Below are 16550 nucleotides of genomic sequence, written 5' to 3' on the forward strand. Positions count from 1 at the left end.
CAAATATTACCTATGCCGACTCAAAAGATTCGGGCAAAAAGTCAGATGTGCTCGTGATGAAGAATATTGGATCACAATCTGTATAATTGGATATATCATCTGCGACTTTTTTCATATATTCACTATCCCTGAGCTTATAAAAACCCTCAAGTTGATCTGCATTATCAAAGTAAACTGTTCCGATACAATGAAAAGCTTCAGATGTATCCCCTGGAACCGGCTTACTTATTGAAAGCCGATTGAATTGAGTAAACCTATTGAGTGCTTTGATCGACATTGGTACGTGCACTTTTATATAGTGGCCCCAGTCGAAGAAACCGCGCTCGGATTTCGGGTAAATTACATGCATTTTGTACATATCGGCCTCTGGGTTTATCGCTCTAATAACTGTCTGGCTGATCAAGGTGTGAGCCTGCATTCATACTACGCCATTGCGCGGCCATACTTTAGGATAAAGAGTCGGGTCGACGCTGAGTCTGTCCCCGTCCCTAAGCTTAGCGCCTGTCTCTTGCGGAGGTGCAAACTGACGAAACTTGAATCTTACATCATCGCCTGCATATCGGACTGTTATCGCCCTCCTAGTTCTTGTCTTCGATCGGTTTCCACCAGCTCCATGCAACGTTCGGTTGTGGTGCACAACGAGGTCTCCAGGGCTTGGCTTGAACTGAACAATGTCAAAATCTGATTCATTGTTAGCTATGTTGGGAATATCTGCGCCAGTATCGCCTGGCGTGTACGCATCACTAATAAAATAAGGTACCTTATATATTACTTCAGGGTGGTGCGAGCCTCGCAAATACTTGACTGTCCCTACTTCCTCGTCCTCTGAGTCGCATGGCATTCTTATCGCGAGCACTTGGTCGCCGCTTATGTGATCAAACGATTGGTCTTGGTGCCAAGCTGTTTTTTCCCTCGTTAGAGGAGGTTTGGTTATGATTTGGTCGCCATACAAAAAGACTTCTTCCGACTGCAGCAAAATATGCGCCACTTCAACTAGGGGGGATTTAGTACACAACTCGTTTAGAAACGGATTACATCTCCATTTTTCATAGGTTGACGTAAAGTGGCCGTTGCCGTCCGCGCCGATACCATCGTCATATAGCACAGTTTCACGAATTCTGCTGGAGTTGGCAAATTCCGTGCCTGCCTTTAACCTCATCTCTTCAAAATCTGCAGACGCTCCAGATAGATTCTCAATGCCATTTGCGGATTGCCCAAGCTCCGTCAGGTTCAATGTCAATCCTGATGGATTTTCATTCTCCTCATCAATTACGGATGAAAGCCGAGCCGCCCACACAGGGTCAACGATTGCCCGGAGCCACACGACCCCATCTTTGTTGAATGCCCGTATTTCGGCTTGAGAAATGGTTCGAAGAAGACTGCTATTCATATTTACCTCTCAGTACGCATTAGAATTGGGTCAAAATCTAGTCCTGACTGTCATTGTTGCAGTTCTCGGCTCTCCCCAAGCGGCCTCTACATATCCGATAAATTCTAAATGGTTGTAGCCACTAATGAAATACTGTGTGTCAAATATGTTAGTAACACCGAACACAATCTCTAGATCTTCATCTTTCGAACTAATAGTTACTCCTGCATTTACTATTGAATACCCTGGCTGCATTATCTCGGGTGTATTTCTGGCATCATTGAACACAGTACTTGTGTAATTCCAATCGGCGTGAAATCGTATATCGGCCCAGCTAAGGCGGTCATAAGTGTAATCCACTGCCGCATTTATTGACCACTCAGGGGCATTCTGAAGTTGCGCATCAATAGTGATTTCGGAAGCGTCAGGTCCAACCTCGATGAATCCGGCATCGAGATAACCTATGCCAGCTGAAACTCGTAGGTTACGGTCAATTAGGGCCGACGCTTCGAGTTCCGCGCCTCTAATGCGCGCCGCAGCAGCATTGCTAGTTGTAGGCGCAATTCCCTGAAATACCAAAACTTGGACGTCTTCATAATCGGTTTGAAAGATCGCTGCGTTGATAATCAATCGACGATCAAACGATTCCGTCTTGATGCCGGCCTCATAAACGCTAACAAATTCGGGCCGGAAACTGGGAATGAATGATAAAGGCGGAAACACCGTTTGAGTAAATCCGCCACTCTTGAAACCCTCTGAATAGCGAATGTAAGTCATGACCTCATCGGACCACTCATAAGATAGCCCAATTAAAGGCGATATTTCCGATATCGAAAGGGTTGCCTCACCAGAAGGAAGAATAGGTGTTCCGACTGGGAGGAGCCCAATTACGCCTGGACCAGTCACGACCTGATTGGGCGTGAAGCGCTTTGTTTCTTCGGTGTATCGTAACCCACCAACTAGATCTAGACCGCCAATAATGTTCCACGTTGCTTGACCGTATAGCGCCCAGTTATCGTTGGAAATCCGCCCACCGCTGAGAACGTCGTTCACGTAAAGTTCAAGAGGGTAGTCTTCACCTCCTGTTTCGTGGCCGTAATACGCACCGAGTACATAGTCCACTGAGTCGAATAAGGTACCACCCAACTGTAATTCCTGGGAGAACTGATCTAAGTCATAGTCGCTACGGTAATTCAATAAAGGGAGAGGGGATCCATCCAAACCTTTTCCATATCTTGCATCGACCGATCGAAAAGCCGTTATCGAGCGAATAGATATGTCGTTGCCTTGCCAATGAATATTCGCGCCGACGCCCCATCCATCTGCGTGGCTAAACGAACGATCGTTTTCAAAGTTTATATTTCGGCCGCTAACCCAACGGTCACTAAAACACCTGGCATCAGATGAACTAGCTGGAGGCGGAAAGCACGGAGAACCAACAGAGCTGTTATTTAAAAACGCGATAAAGCCACTCGAGTCATCAACACGTACGATAGAAACGGGAGCTCCGTTTTCTCGCGTGCGACTTGCATCGAACGACAGATCGATTGTCAAGTTTTCGACGGGATCAATTGCCAATTGGAACCTGCCTGCAAGTCTATTTGTGTCTCCTAGCGGATGGTCATTGAATGGAGTTTCCATCCAACCGTCCTGCTGAGCTACATAGAATGCACCTCCCAAGGAAACGCTGTCCGCAAGAGGCATGTCGAAACTGGCTCGTCCACGATACAACACCTCATCTTGAGTAATGCCCAAACCGATTTCCATCGCGGCGCGCCGACTGCCCCCAGGCCTTCGTGTAGTTATATTGATAGCGCCGCCAATAGTGTTGCGGCCGAAGAGTGTTCCTTGCGGGCCGCGTAAAACCTCAACTCTCTCTAAATCAAATACATCTAAAACTGAACCCAGCGTCTTTGAGAGATAGACTCCATCAACATATATTCCTACGCCTGGATCAGTATTAATAATTATGTTAGATTGCCCTATGCCCCGGATATACGCGCTGGCTACGTTACTGCTGCCGGAATTGCTGTTTGCATTGTGAAATGACAAATTGGGCACGGACGTGCCAAAATCACTCAGGGAATTAATTTGGCGTGACTGTAAATCATCCACTGAAAACGCGGATATCGAAATCGGCGTATCTTGAAGTGCCGTTTCTCGGCGTTCTGCGGTCACGATAATCGGGGCAATGCCAACACTTTCTTGTTCATTCGCCAGTGTTTCGGATTGGGCCAGAGCTGCTGCTGGCGTTACTGCTGCCAAAATTACAGATCCGCTATACAATAATCGAAGTGGAATTGCTTTCCGCTCCTTGCTTTTGTTAATCATTTTGCTCCGCCCTATCTGTGTCCTTACGTTGCTAGTTCGCATGCACTCAAATGAATTCGATAGCAGCAAATAGATGGAGGTAGCCTTTGGGCGCATCTATTTATGGCTCTAGGCTCAGGACCTATTAAATTGCTTGCGGATTGATGGGGATGTTGATTCAATGGCGGCGCTGAGGAGGTGCTGTCATGAGTGACTTGTTCTGGTTGTCGCAGGCGCAGATGCGCAGGATCGAGCCATATTTTCCGCTATCGCACGGAGTTCCGCGGGTCGATGACCGGCGGATTGTCAGCGGTATCATCTTTGTGATCCGCAATGGTCTGCGCTGGCGCGATGCGCCTGCCGAATATGGCCCGCACAAGACGATCTACAACCGATTTGTCCGCTGGAGCCGCATGGGCGTGTTCGACAAGATATTCTCGGCATTGGCGGCAAAGGGCGGCGAGCCGGATCAACTGATGATCGACGCCACTCATCTCAAGGCGCACCGCACGGCGGCAAGCCTGTTAAAAAAGGGGCAGTTCCCCGACGTATCGGACGCACCAAAGGCGGCCTGAACTCCAAACTCCACGCGGTGTGCGATCACAAAGGCAGGCCGCTCATCATGCTCCTGAGCGAAGGGCAGATGAGCGACTACAAAGGCGCGGCGCTGATGATCGGCGCCTTCCCCAAAGCCAAGGTCCTGCTCGGCGACAAAGGCTATGACGCCGACTGGCTGCGTGCCGCCCTGGCCGAGCGCGGCATTGCCGCCTGCATCCCCTCAAAGTCCAATCGCAAAGTCCATATCCCGCATGATACCGCACTCTATCGCCAACGGCACAAGGTCGAGAACATGTTCGGCAAACTCAAGGACTGGCGACGCATCCACACCCGCTATGATCGCTGCGCCCACACCTTCTCCTCCGCCATATGCATCGCCGCAACCGTCATCTTCTGGCTCAATCAATGAGTCCTGAGCCTAGGATGTGTTGACAAAGGGGATTCCCAAGCGGCGTAGTTTCTGATTCAAGGTGGCTTTTGCAGGAGGCTGCCGTGATCCGAGATTTGATGAGTGACGAGGAATGGGCGTGTCTGGAACCGTTTGTGATCGAACGGGGTCCGCGCAGCGGTCGCCGCCCAAGGGATCACCGCCTTGTTCTTGATAGTATTTTCTGGATTGCACGAACCGGTGTTGCGTGGCGAGATCTGCATGAGCATTTCGGCAAATGGTCATCGGTTTACCGCCAGTTTCGGCCCTGGACGCTGTCCAGATTATGGGAACTGCTGCTCGAAGCATTCAACGACAGCGGGGGCGGTAACCCCAGTTTGCAGATGATCGACAGCACAATAATCCGGGCGCACCATTGTTCAGCTGGTGCTATCCGCCTGCGCCAGTCCAATCGCAACTTCAAGAAACCCAGGACCGGCATCAACAAGGACGTCTCCATCCGCTACCGGGCGCAGCCAGCTGGACTGCCAGGTTTGCGCGCACCGGGAGCGATGCACGCCCAACATGCCCGCACGCAAGGTCACCCACTCGATCCACGATGGTGCTCGCGACTTGGCGCGCGATATCGCCACCACCGATGCCCGTCTCGTCTCACGGCGACATAGAAAGAAGGTCGAGGTGCTATTCGCCCACCTCAAACGCATCCTCAAACTGGACCGCTTGCGCCTGCGCGGTCCCAATGGTGCAAAAAGATGAGTTCCACCTCGCCGTCGCAGAACAAAACCTCCGTAAAATGGCCAAGATGATCCCCATGTCGAGTCCCGCACCGGCCTGAACACGAGGGCGAACCTGCGCGCCTTGTCCATTGTAACCCGGCTGCTGATCGCAAGCGGACCGCATGCTTCCAGATGCTCCTATCGACTGGATTGAGCCAATTTGTAGGAATGGCTAGCATTGGCCGCTGCCTATGCGATCGGTTCGCCTTTCGCCGCAAATACCCGCCGTTCGCCAGTATTTACCGCCTTTACGCCGCATCTCCACCGATCCCTCTTGCTACGGGGCTTTGCGCATAGGAAGCTATGCCATCCCTTGTTACTTCATAATCGAGTATTGCGATGATCGATCCCGACAAAATCCTCCGCATCCGAACCGTGCTCCACCGCTCAGGCCTCAGCCGCTCGACCCTCTACCGCAAGATGAAGGAGGGCACCTTTCCACGTCAGGTTAAGATCAGCGACTATTGCTCGGGCTGGCGCGAGTCCGAGATCAACCGCTGGATCGCCGATCCGCCCGCCTATCACTGCGAGGAAGTCGAGACTGAACTGCGGCAATAAACCGCACTGGCTGCACTGCCGTTGATACGGCGCTGAGTTAAAAACCGTCTGCCGCCTACGCTTTTGCCGCCGCACCGCAATAGGCCGCCCAGGCCGCCATCAGCTTGCGCCGTTTGGCCAGAAAGTCGGTACGGCGATAGGCCGCCTCGACCCGGTTTGGGATCTTGTGCGCCAGCGCCTTGTCCGCGACCTCCTTGGGAGTATCCGTTTCTTCGGCCACCCAGTCGGTAAAACTGCTCCTGAACCCGTGCACCGTCACCTGTTCGATATCCATGTCGCGCAACACCTTGATCATCGTCATATCGCTGATCGGCTTGTCGCTCGATACCGAGAAGACCAGATCGCCATGGCCGCTGCGCTCCCTCTTCACTCGCCTGAGCAGGACGATCGCTGGCCGCGACAGCGGCACGATATGCGGCTCGTTCATCTTCATCCGCGCACCGGGAATGGTCCATAACGCCTTGCGCAGATCGAACTCGGGCCAGGTTGCCAAGCGCGTCTCGTTCGATCGCACGGCCGTCAAGATCGTCAACCGTAGAGCATCGCGGCCGACGGTCGGCGGCAAGTCTGTAAGCTTCGCCATAAAGGCCGGTACTTCATTATAGTGCATCGCCGCCAGATGGTTGGTCGTCGCTGTCTGGCGCGGTAGACCCTTGCGGACCGAGCGTAGCGATACTTCGTTCGGCAGCCAGCCGCGGATATGGGCAAAGTCGAGCACCGCGCCGATCCGCTGCAATATCCGCCGCGCGGTATCGGGAATGGTCAGCCAGATCGGCTCCAGCACATCGCGCACGACAGCGCTGTCCACTTCATCGACCGGCAGCGTTCCGATCGCCGGAAAGACATGGTTTTCCAAGCTCGCGATCCAGGACGCATGACGCCGGTTCTTCCAACCCTCCTTCAAGGCATCATAACAGGCCCGGGCCGCCGTCTCGAAACTTGGTATGACCATATTGCCCCGGCGGCGCTCGGCCACCGGATCGAGACCGGCGCGCACCTGTTTGCGCAACTCCATCGCGCCGATCCGCGCCTCAGCGAGCGAGACATCTGGAAAGGGCCCGAGACCCAGATCGCGGCGCCGACCCCGATGCTGTATGCGCAGCACCCAGGACCGGGTGCCGCTGTCTTTGACCACAAGATACAGTCCCCGGCCGTCGCCGTGACGGCCGGGCGGCGCGGTCTTCACCTTCAATGCAGTCAGGGACATAGGTTCTGTTCCTGCGAATTGGATACCACATCCGTTACCACATAATGTATGGGATTTGAAGCGATGGACTGAAATAGACTGGAATGGATATCATCCGAACACCAAGCTTTATTAGGTATCACGGCATATAATGAACATGCATGGAATACAGGTTATGTTCCCGTAGGGGTCACCAGCGCTTTTTCCGAAATTCTGGAGTGCGGGCCCGATAGCGTCGGGCAATCGCAATCAGGCGATTGAACTCTATCGCATTCTCGCGGATAGTGACGCCTTTGTTTGCGCAAGGGCGGGGAGCGATGAGCGACGTGACGGCAACAACCGAAGAGCGCCGGGGCATATTGGCGTGGATCGAGCGGACCGGAAACAGGCTGCCCGACCCGGTGTTCATCTTTTTCTACCTGATCGCGATCCTCATCGTGCTCAGCGTCGTTGCGGCGCTGACCGGATGGTCGGCCGACCATCCGACCGAGATCGACGAAGCGACCGGCACGGCGACGATCATCTCCGCCGAAAGTCTGCTCTCCGCGGCCAATATCCAGCGGCTCTGGGTCGACATGCCCGCCACCTTCACCCACTTCCATCCGCTCGGCTATGTGCTGGTCGTGATGCTCGGCGCGGGCGTCGCCGAACGCTCCGGCCTGTTCGGCACCGCGATGCGCGCGGGCGTCCGCAATGCCCCGACCATGCTGCTGACTCCCATCGTCGCGTTGGTAGCGATGCTCGGCAATCTCGCGGCCGACGCCGCCTATGTCGTGCTGATCCCGCTGGCCGGCGTCATCTACGCCGCGGCGGGACGCCATCCGATCGCCGGTATCGCCGCCGCATTTGCCGGCGTATCCGGCGGTTTCTCCGCCAATCTCCTGCCCGGACAGCTCGACGCGCTGCTGTTCGGCATCACCCAAGCCGCGGTCGAGACGGTATTTGTAGGATGGGAAGCCAATATCGCGGGCAACTGGTATTTCATCATGGTGATGACCGTGATCTTCCTGCCGGTCATCTGGTTTGTCACAGACCGGATCATCGAGCCGCGCCTCGGATCCTACACACCGCAGGGCAGTGCGGCCGTTGCGGCTGGCGGAGGTGCATCGGCCAGTACCGACGGCGATCCCGCCATGCTCGGCGGCGGCGAACCCGATATCGACGCGATGCCCGATCCCGACGCTCCGATCGCACCCGAACAAAAAAAGGGCCTGCGCAACGCCGGATTGGCGGCCCTTGCGGTGATTGGCCTGTGGCTGTTCTTCACGCTCGGGCCGGGCACCCCGCTGATCGACGAGAGCGCGCCGGCCGAAGCGCAGATGTCGCCCTTCTATCGCTCGCTCGTCGCCGCCTTTTTCATCCTCTTCCTCGCCACGGGCTGGGCCTACGGCCGCGCGGCGGGCACGATCGGGGATCATCGGGACCTGGTGAAGATGATGTCCGAATCGATGGCCGATCTCGCCTATTATTTGGTGCTGGCGTTCGCGGCCGCGCATTTCGTCGCGATGTTCGCCTGGTCGAACATGGGCCTCATTCTCGCCGTGAAGGGCGCAGCAGGCTTGCAGGCGCTGGCCCTGCCCGCGCCGCTGCTGCTCGCGCTGATCGTCGTCTTTGTCGGCCTGCTCAATCTGTTCGTCGGCTCGGCGAGCGCGAAATGGGCGCTGGTCGCGCCCGTGCTCGTCCCGATGCTGATGCTGCTCGGTATCAGCCCCGAAATGACGACGGCGGCGTACAGGGTCGGTGACAGCGCCACCAATATCATCACTCCGCTGATGGTCTATTTCCCGCTGATCCTGATCTTCTGCCAGCGCTGGCAGAAGGATTTCGGGCTGGGCAGCCTCGCCGCGACGATGCTCCCCTATTCGATCTGGATGATGGCGGCCGGAATCATACTGGTGTTCGGCTGGGTCGCGCTCGGCATACCGCTCGGTCCCGGTGCCGAGGTATTCACCGAATTGCCCGTCGCGCCTTGAACCTGGGCGGGCGTGGCCACCGGCTGCCGGAACCTGCTATGGTCGCCCGATGAACATGACCATAGCGGTGGCCGTGGGAGCGGTCGTCATATTGCTGGCGGCCGGCGGCGCGCTGACCAGGATCGGCCCTTGGTATCGCGGCCTGAACAAACCGAGCTGGAACCCGCCGGACTGGCTGTTCGGCCCCGCCTGGACGATCATCCTCGGCCTGGCGGGCTGGGCGGGGGTCATCGCCTGGGAAGCTGCATCGACCGCGGCCGACCAGCAGCGGATACTCATATTGTTCGGCGTGAATTTCCTGCTCCATCTGCTCTGGAGCCCCTTGTTCTTCATCGCGCGGCGCCCGGACTGGTCACTGATCGAGGCCTTTTTCCTTTGGGGTTCGGTCCTGTCGCTTGCGATCGGCCTGGCGCCTTATTCGATGACGGCGAGCTGGCTGATCGCGCCCTATCTGCTCTGGGTCAGCTTCGCGATCCTGCTCAACTGGAAGATCGTCCAGCTGAACCGGCCCTTCTCGTCCGCCCGCATCTGAGACACCGGACGTGTCCGCGCCCCGCCTCGTGCTGCTTACCCGCTATCCGGATCCGGGACGGGCAAAGACCCGGCTGATTCCCGCGATCGGGGCGGATGGAGCCGCCGCCGTGCACAAACGCCTCGCCGAGCGGACGGTGGATGTGATGCGCGAGAGCGGGCTGCCGATCGAGATATGGTTCACCGGCGCGCGGCGGAGCGATTTCGCGGACTGGCTGGGCGCCGATCTCGCCTATGTCGAACAAGGCGGCGGCGATCTGGGAGACCGGCTGCGGGCCGCGATCGGCAAGCCGCCGGTGATCTTCGTCGGCGCGGACTGCCCCGATCTGCGTCGCGAACATCTCCAACAGGCGGCGACAGCGCTCGACGACAATCAGGTCGTGATCGGCCCGGCCGAAGATGGCGGCTATTGGCTGATCGGCCTCGCCGCCCGGCATGACTGGCTGTTCGAGGATATGGCCTGGGGTACCGATGCCGTGCTACCCGAAACGCTCGCCCGGCTGAGCAAGCGCGAGATCGCACCGGCCTCGCTCGAGACGCTGTCGGATTGCGATCGGCCTGGCGATCTCGGTCGCTGGCCCTGGCTCACCCCATGAGCGCCCGGGCCCGCAGCGAAGTCGCACTCGTCATTCCGATGCTGGACGAGGAGGCGGCGCTGCCCGGCGTCATCGCCAATATCGCCGCGCTCGATCCGCAGCCCGCCGAGGTGATCGCCGTCGATGGCGGCAGCCGCGACCGTTCGGGCGCGATCGCCCGCGAGGCCGGTTTCCACGTCGTCGAGCATGGCCGGAAAGGCCGGGCCGTGCAGATCAATCGCGGCGTCGCGGAAAGCAGTGCACCGCTTATCTGCGTCCTCCACGCCGATACCGAGCTGCCGCCGGATGCGCTTGCCCTTGTTGAGCGGACGCTCGCCAAGCCCGGGCGGGCGCTCGGCGGTTTCACGCCCTTGCTGACCGGCACGAAGACGCGCTGGGGCACGAGCCTTCATAACTGGGCCAAGACCTATTACGGCCCGATCCTGCTGCGCCCGCATCTGTTCGTTCGGGGGCTACGGCTGCTGTTCGGCGATCATGCGATGTTCTTTCGCCGCGCCGATTTCGAATATGTCGGCGGCTGCGATCCCGACATGAATATCATGGAGGATGTCGATCTGTGCCTGAGGCTCTGCCGCATCGGCAGCGTCAAACTCGTCCCGCGCATCGTGCGGACGTCCGACCGGCGAGTCGCCGAATGGGGCCCGCTCAAGGCGAACTGGATCTATATGAAGTGTGGCATGAACTGGGCGTTCGGGCGGAAAAAAGGGCTCGACCGATGGTATCCCGATGTCCGGTAGCGGCGTCTAGAAGCCCAGATCGCCCGCTGTCCAGCTCTTCTGGAAGACCGGCGTGCTATTTCCGACCTCGTAAAGACTTTCGCTGAACCCGCCATCCCGGTGGAGCGTCACGAGCGCATAGCCATTCTTCACCCGAGGGCTGTCGGCCGGAAACTCGTCGTCATGCGTATGCGCATAATAGGCGATGTTGCTGTTCCGCTCGAAACCCCAGCCATTGCCGAACGGGATCGCCCCGTGGCCGCAGCACCGTCCCTTGGTCGGCACATAGGGAATAGAGTCGCCGATCTTGAGCTGCTCGTAGACGATGCCGTTATGGACATGGCCCCAATACCAGACGGCCGGCCCGACGGCGCCGATCGCCTGGCCGACCTGTTTGAACAGGATGTTGGTGTTCGCGGTAAAACTATTGCAGGGATTGTGGTGCGTCATCACCATGACGGGGCCCTGATGACCGGAGCAGACGGATCGTATCTGGTCGATCTGTTCGCGATGCGTCGCCGTACCGATCGCACCGTCCATATAGAATTTCCGGCCGTTTTCCTGATCGGAGAAATAGCCCGAATCGAGGCCGAGCAGGAGCCAGTCATGATATTCGAGCGCGAAGAAGCTCAGCCCGTTTTGGTGAGCGAAAGGGCCGCCTTTTTCGAGCGCGACATCGAAATAGCCGCTCGCGGCGCCGTACATCTCGTGATTGGAATTGAGCGTGAAGTTCCGCCCGGTTCCCTGATCGGGCCATAGCGTCTTGAAGTTCAGATATTCCTCTCCCGGCAACGGCCGCCAGTCGGTCCCGGCATAATAGACGTCGCCCAGATGCATCAGATAGTCGATCGGCTGGCCGGTAACGTCCTCGAGCACCCGCTTGGCCGGACAATTGCCGCCATCGGGTTCGGAATAATAGCCGGTGCCCCAATCGCCGATGATGCCGATCACCGGATCCTTCGCGCCATCCCCGTCCTTGCGCGTCATCGGCACCGCGCTGATCGGTGCACATGGAAAGGGCGAGACGATGCCGCCGATGACGATATTGGCGGCATAGTTGATCGCCGCGAGAATCCAGCCCTCGTCGAGCTGCTCATATTTCCCTGTGCCGATCAGCGTGCCGTCATCCCACGACACGGCGGTCGTTTCGATCTTGGCGACAAGAGCGTCATATTGCGCCGTCGTTATGTGAGTCGGCGGCGCAAGATCCTGCAGCGTCTTGAAAACGCCGTCGAGAAACGGGTGGTCGTTGAGCCAGCCCTGCACTTTCGCGGGCGGATAGTGGATCCAGTAGAGTATGAAGCCGAATTCTATATTGCCCTCGGAAGGCACCTTGGGCGGTGGTTCATGCGGATGATCGACATAATAGATCAGCGCCAGCGCCTGGTCCTCGCTCTCGACGAGATAGTGAAAGAAATCGTCGAGCGGATTATCGCCCTCGAGATCGAGCTTGGCCTTGAACTGTTCGAGTTGGGCGCGTTCCTTTTCCGGATCGGGTTGCGTAGCCATGTGAGTCCCCTTTTCCGGAGAACAACTTATCACAGTTTCCGCTGTCCCGAGAATCCGACTGGTCCGGGTCGGTTCTATCGACGGGCCGCCGGACAACCCTCGTAGGCTATCAGGCCAGTTCGACGGGCTTGACCTCGTAGCCCTCTTTTTCCAGCGCTGCGATGAGCCGGTCGAGATGCGCGCGATCGCGGGTCTCGCATTCGATATCGGTGATCAGACCCTTGGCGGGGAGGGTCGTGAAAATCCGCTGATGATAGACCTCGATGATGTTGACCTGTTCCTGGTCGAACACGCGCACGACCTTGTAGAGCGCACCGGGGCGGTCCTGCAGCCGGATGCGCAGCCGGGCCAGCCGACCATCGCGCGCCAGATCGCGGAGCAGGACATTGGCGAGCAGCCGCGTGTCGATATTGCCGCCGCACAGGATGAGGCCGACATTCCTGTCCTTGAACTTGGCCGGATGGTCGAGCATCGCGGCGAGCCCGGCGGCCCCCGCGCCCTCGACCACGGTCTTTTCGATCTGCAGCAGCAGCGAAACCGCGCGTTCGAGATCGCGCTCGCCGACCAATACTATATCGTCGACGACCTCGCGAATGATCTCCAGTGTCAGCGCGCCCGGTTCCTTGACCGCAATACCCTCGGCCAGCGTATCGCCTTCGCAGGGCAGTTTGAGCCCGCGCATCTTGGAATAGGTCGACGGATAGAGCTCCGCCTCCACGCCGATCAGTTCGAGCTTGGGCTTCATCGCCTTCGCCGCGACGCCCATGCCGGAGATCAGCCCGCCGCCGCCGATCGGTATGCAGAGCGTATCGATTTCGGGCACGTCTTCGATCATCTCGATCGCCGCAGTGCCCTGGCCCGAGGCGATATCGGCATCGTCGAACGGGTGGACGAAGACGAGACCGCGCTCCTCGGCCATTTCATAGGCGCGCGCTTGGGCATCGTCGAACCGCTCGCCAGTCAGCACGACCGTCGCGCCATGGCCTTCGGTCTGCTGGACCTTCACCGTCGGCGTGTGTTGGGGCATCACGATCGTGACCGGCACACCGAGCCGCGCGCCATGATAGGCGACGCCCTGCGCATGGTTGCCGGCCGAGGCGGCGATCACGCCGCGCTTGCGCTCGCTGTCGGACAGCTGGAGCAGCTTGTTCAGCGCGCCGCGTTCCTTGAACGAGGCGGTGAACTGGAGATTTTCGAATTTCAGCCAGACATTGGCGCCCGTCATCTCCGACAGCGTCTTGCTTTTCAGCGTCGGCGTGCGGATGATCGAATCGGCGATCCGCTCATGCGCGGCGCGCACGCTCTCCAGAGTGACGGTCGAATCGCGGTCGGGTTTCGCTGCTGTCGCCATAATCCGCCCGCCCTAGCCTATCTGGCGTCTCCGGCAAACACATCCTATGGATCGCGCTCGGCACGAATGGCAGGCGGCTTCCTATGGCAAAGATAGCATTTCTCGGGCTCGGCGTGATGGGCGGCCCCATGGCCGGGCATCTGCTCAACGCCGGTCACGCGGTCACGGTCTATAATCGCACCGCTTCCAAAGCGGCCGACTGGGTCGGGCAATATGGCGGACAAAGCGCTGCCACGCCCGCCGAGGCGGCGGACGGCGTCGATGCGGTCATCGCCTGTGTCGGTGCAGACGCCGATGTCGAGGCGGTGACCCTCGGCCCGGACGGCGCATTCGCGGCCATGCATGAAGGCACGCTGTGGATCGACCATACGACCGTCTCGGCAAAACTTGCGCGCAAGCTCGCCGAAGCCGGCGAACCGCAGGGCATCCATTGCGTCGATGCGCCGGTTTCGGGCGGCCAGGCGGGCGCGGAAGACGGCAAACTCGCGATCATGTGCGGCGGTACGTTGCGGGGAATGACGCTCGCCGAACCGATCATGCGCGCCTATGCCGCGCGGATCGTCCATTGCGGCGATGCGGGCGCCGGACAGCAGACCAAGATGTGCAACCAGCTCGCCATCGCGGGCGTGCTGCAGGGCCTGTCCGAGGCGCTGCATTTCGCCAAACGCTCCGATCTCGATCTCGACCGGGTATTCGAGGCGATTTCGGGCGGGGCGGCGCAAAGCTGGCAGATGGACAATCGCTGGAAGACGATGGCCGAGGGCGAATTCGATTTCGGTTTCGCGGTCGACTGGATGCGCAAGGATCTGGGGCTGGCCATCGACGAAGCCGAAGCCAATGACGCGACCCTGGAACTCGCGAAGCTCGTCGACGGCTATTATGCCCAGGTGCAGGAAATGGGCGGCGCGCGGCAGGATACGAGTTCGCTGGTAAGGAGACTGGAAGAGTGAAATTTTTGACCCGCCGTATCGGCGCCCTGGCAAGTCTCGCGCTCGCGGCCTTCCTGCTCCCCGCCCCCGCCCAGGCCGATGCGCTGATCGACAACGCCAATGGCTATACGCTGGACGCGGACGGCAACCTCATCCGCTTCACCGGGCTGCTGTTCGATGTCGAAACCGGCCGCGTCACGCGGCTGCTCGACCGCAACGACGATCGCCCGCGCGAACTCGATTTCCGGCACGATGCGCAGGGCCAGACGGTCATTCCCGGGCTGATCGATGCGCACGGCCATCTGATGGGGCTCGGCTATAACGCGATCCAGCTCGACCTTTCCGACACGACCAGTCTCTCCGAGGCGATGGCCCGGCTCGCGCAATACAGCGCCGAGAACCCGACCTTGCGCTGGGTCGTCGGCCGCGGGTGGAACCAGGAACGCTGGGGCCTCGATCGCTTCCCGACCGCCGCCGATCTCAATGCCGCCGTGTCGGACCGGCCGGTCTGGCTGGTCCGGGTCGACGGACATGCCGGTGTCGCGAACAGCGCGGCGATGGCGGAGGCCGGGGTGACGGCTTCGGCCCAAGCGCCGGCCGGCGGCCGGATCGAGCGGGACGGCCGCGAACCGAACGGCGTCTTCGTCGACGCGGCGATGGCACTGGTCGAACGAGCGATTCCGACGCCGCAGCCGCCGGTGCGCGACATGGCGCTGCGCAAAGCCCAGGAACTGCTGCTGAGTTATGGCGTGACGACGATGCACGATATGGGCACGAGCGCCGACGATTGGGGCGTGCTCCGCCGGGCCGGCGATCGTAACCTGCTGCAGATTCGCGTGATTTCCTATGCGAACGCACTCGATACGCTGCTCGATATCGCCGGCGACGCGATGACGCCCTGGCTCTATGACGGGCGGCTTCGGATGGTGGGACTCAAGATATACGGCGACGGAGCGCTGGGATCGCGCGGCGCGCTGCTCAACGCCCCCTATGCCGATGCGCCGGGCGAAACCGGGCTGGCCCTGATCGACGGCATTGCGCTGCGCAACCGCCTCAGCCGCCTCTCGCTCGACCGGTTCCAGGCGGCGATCCACGCGATCGGCGACGGGGCGAACCGCGAAGCGCTGGCCGCGATCGAGGAACTCGCCTCGCGCTACAATGACGACCGGCGCTGGCGGATCGAACATGCGCAGGTGGTCGACCCGGCCGACCTGCCGCGGTTCGGGCGCAACGGCATCATCGCCTCGATGCAGCCGGTCCACCAGACGTCCGACCGGCTGATGGCCGAGGCCCGGCTGGGCCCCAACCGGCTGACCGGCGCCTATGCCTGGAATTCGATGCTGCGCAACGGATCGCGGCTCGCCTTCGGCAGCGACTTTCCGGTCGAGAACCCGAGCCCCTTTCCAGGCCTCGCCGTAGCAATCAGCCGGCAGGATGCCGCCGGCCAGCCGGCGGGCGGCTGGCAGGCGCATGAGCGCGTGTCGCTGCAACAGGCCTTCGCCGCCTTCACCACCGATGCCGCCTTCGCCGGATTTGCCGAGGATCAGGTGGGACGGCTCGGCGAAGGATTGTATGCCGACTTCCTGATCCTCGATCGCGATATTTTCGATGCGACCGCAGAAGAGATCCGCGCGACGCAGGTCGCCGAGACGTGGATCGGCGGCGAGCGGACTTGGGTGCGCGGCGCGGCGGACGCGCCGCCGATGGACGCGCCGGTCGGTCCGATGATCAGCGAGGACGAGGAGGTCGGACGGTAGTTTTCGTCCGAGTTTCCTGAGCAGGAAATCGCCGCACCGGGAT

General features: G+C 59.4%; 14 protein-coding genes and 1 pseudogene. 9 read left to right on the forward strand and 6 right to left on the reverse strand.

From position 1 onward, the window contains the following. Positions 1-10: 10 nt before the first annotated feature. The 3 genes from HFP57_RS08580 to HFP57_RS08590 are packed head-to-tail and all read right to left on the reverse strand — an operon-like array spanning position 11 to position 3700. Positions 11-418, reverse strand: coding sequence for an EthD family reductase (locus tag HFP57_RS08580; RefSeq protein WP_176869388.1), 408 nt, complete (start codon positions 416-418; stop codon positions 11-13). Next, a complete protein-coding gene (locus tag HFP57_RS08585; protein WP_176869389.1) occupies positions 419-1390 on the reverse strand; it encodes a phytanoyl-CoA dioxygenase family protein in 972 nt (323 codons plus the stop codon). A 30-nt stretch (positions 1391-1420) separates the two neighbouring features. Beyond that, positions 1421-3700 (reverse strand): TonB-dependent receptor, encoded by a 2280-nt coding sequence (locus HFP57_RS08590; RefSeq protein ID WP_176869390.1) that lies wholly within the window; start codon positions 3698-3700, stop codon positions 1421-1423. A gap of 185 nt (positions 3701-3885) precedes the next feature. Here HFP57_RS08590 and HFP57_RS08595 point away from each other — a divergent pair. The 3 genes and pseudogenes from HFP57_RS08595 (at position 3886) to HFP57_RS08610 (ending at position 5959) form a co-directional block, all read left to right on the forward strand. Beyond that, positions 3886-4646 (forward strand): IS5 family transposase gene (locus HFP57_RS08595; protein WP_176869391.1). Its coding sequence is split into 2 segments (ribosomal slippage): positions 3886-4204 and positions 4204-4646, totalling 762 coding nucleotides; the frame shifts between segments, so codons are not numbered across the junction. Positions 4647-4744: 98 nt separating this feature from the next. After that, positions 4745-5460 (forward strand): annotated as a pseudogene (locus tag HFP57_RS18025) (transposase). 280 nt (positions 5461-5740) lie between these two features. Continuing rightward, positions 5741-5959, forward strand: a complete 219-nt coding sequence (locus tag HFP57_RS08610) for a helix-turn-helix transcriptional regulator (protein WP_176869392.1) — start codon at positions 5741-5743, stop codon at positions 5957-5959. A gap of 55 nt (positions 5960-6014) precedes the next feature. Here the strand turns inward: HFP57_RS08610 and HFP57_RS08615 are convergent, their stop codons facing one another. Further along, entirely contained in the window at positions 6015-7166 is a 1152-nt protein-coding gene (locus HFP57_RS08615) for a tyrosine-type recombinase/integrase (protein ID WP_176869393.1), read from the reverse strand. 296 nt (positions 7167-7462) lie between these two features. Between HFP57_RS08615 and HFP57_RS08620 the strand changes: the two genes are divergently transcribed. Genes HFP57_RS08620 through HFP57_RS08635 form a run of 4 tightly spaced genes read left to right on the forward strand, consistent with a single transcriptional unit; the run spans position 7463 to position 10982 of the window. Continuing rightward, a complete protein-coding gene (locus HFP57_RS08620; RefSeq protein WP_176869394.1) occupies positions 7463-9118 on the forward strand; it encodes an AbgT family transporter in 1656 nt (551 codons plus the stop codon). Positions 9119-9167: 49 nt separating this feature from the next. Next, complete coding sequence (locus HFP57_RS08625; RefSeq protein ID WP_176869395.1) at positions 9168-9650, forward strand: TspO/MBR family protein; 483 nt, start codon at positions 9168-9170, stop codon at positions 9648-9650. Positions 9651-9660: 10 nt separating this feature from the next. Continuing rightward, positions 9661-10245, forward strand: a complete 585-nt coding sequence (locus HFP57_RS08630) for a TIGR04282 family arsenosugar biosynthesis glycosyltransferase (protein ID WP_176869396.1) — start codon at positions 9661-9663, stop codon at positions 10243-10245. After that, entirely contained in the window at positions 10242-10982 is a 741-nt protein-coding gene (locus HFP57_RS08635) for a glycosyltransferase (protein WP_176869397.1), read from the forward strand. The genes HFP57_RS08630 and HFP57_RS08635 overlap by 4 nt, the downstream gene beginning before the upstream one ends. A 6-nt stretch (positions 10983-10988) precedes the next feature. Here the strand turns inward: HFP57_RS08635 and HFP57_RS08640 are convergent, their stop codons facing one another. Both HFP57_RS08640 and HFP57_RS08645 read right to left on the reverse strand, forming a co-directional pair. Beyond that, positions 10989-12470, reverse strand: coding sequence for a metallophosphoesterase family protein (locus HFP57_RS08640; protein ID WP_176869398.1), 1482 nt, complete (start codon positions 12468-12470; stop codon positions 10989-10991). Between the two features lie 109 nt (positions 12471-12579). Beyond that, the gene (locus HFP57_RS08645) at positions 12580-13821 is read right to left on the reverse strand and encodes a threonine ammonia-lyase (RefSeq protein WP_176869399.1); all 1242 of its coding nucleotides are present in this window, start codon (positions 13819-13821) and stop codon (positions 12580-12582) included. Positions 13822-13904: 83 nt separating this feature from the next. On the opposite strand from HFP57_RS08645, the gene HFP57_RS08650 reads away from it, so the two are divergent. Then, entirely contained in the window at positions 13905-14771 is an 867-nt protein-coding gene (locus HFP57_RS08650; protein WP_176869400.1) for an NAD(P)-dependent oxidoreductase, read from the forward strand. Continuing rightward, on the forward strand, positions 14768-16507 hold the full coding sequence (locus HFP57_RS08655) for an amidohydrolase (RefSeq protein WP_246263534.1): 1740 nt from the start codon (positions 14768-14770) through the stop codon (positions 16505-16507). The genes HFP57_RS08650 and HFP57_RS08655 overlap by 4 nt, the downstream gene beginning before the upstream one ends. Positions 16508-16550: the final 43 nt, after the last annotated feature.

Source organism: Parasphingopyxis algicola (assembly GCF_013378075.1).
Classification (GTDB): domain Bacteria; phylum Pseudomonadota; class Alphaproteobacteria; order Sphingomonadales; family Sphingomonadaceae; genus Parasphingopyxis; species Parasphingopyxis algicola.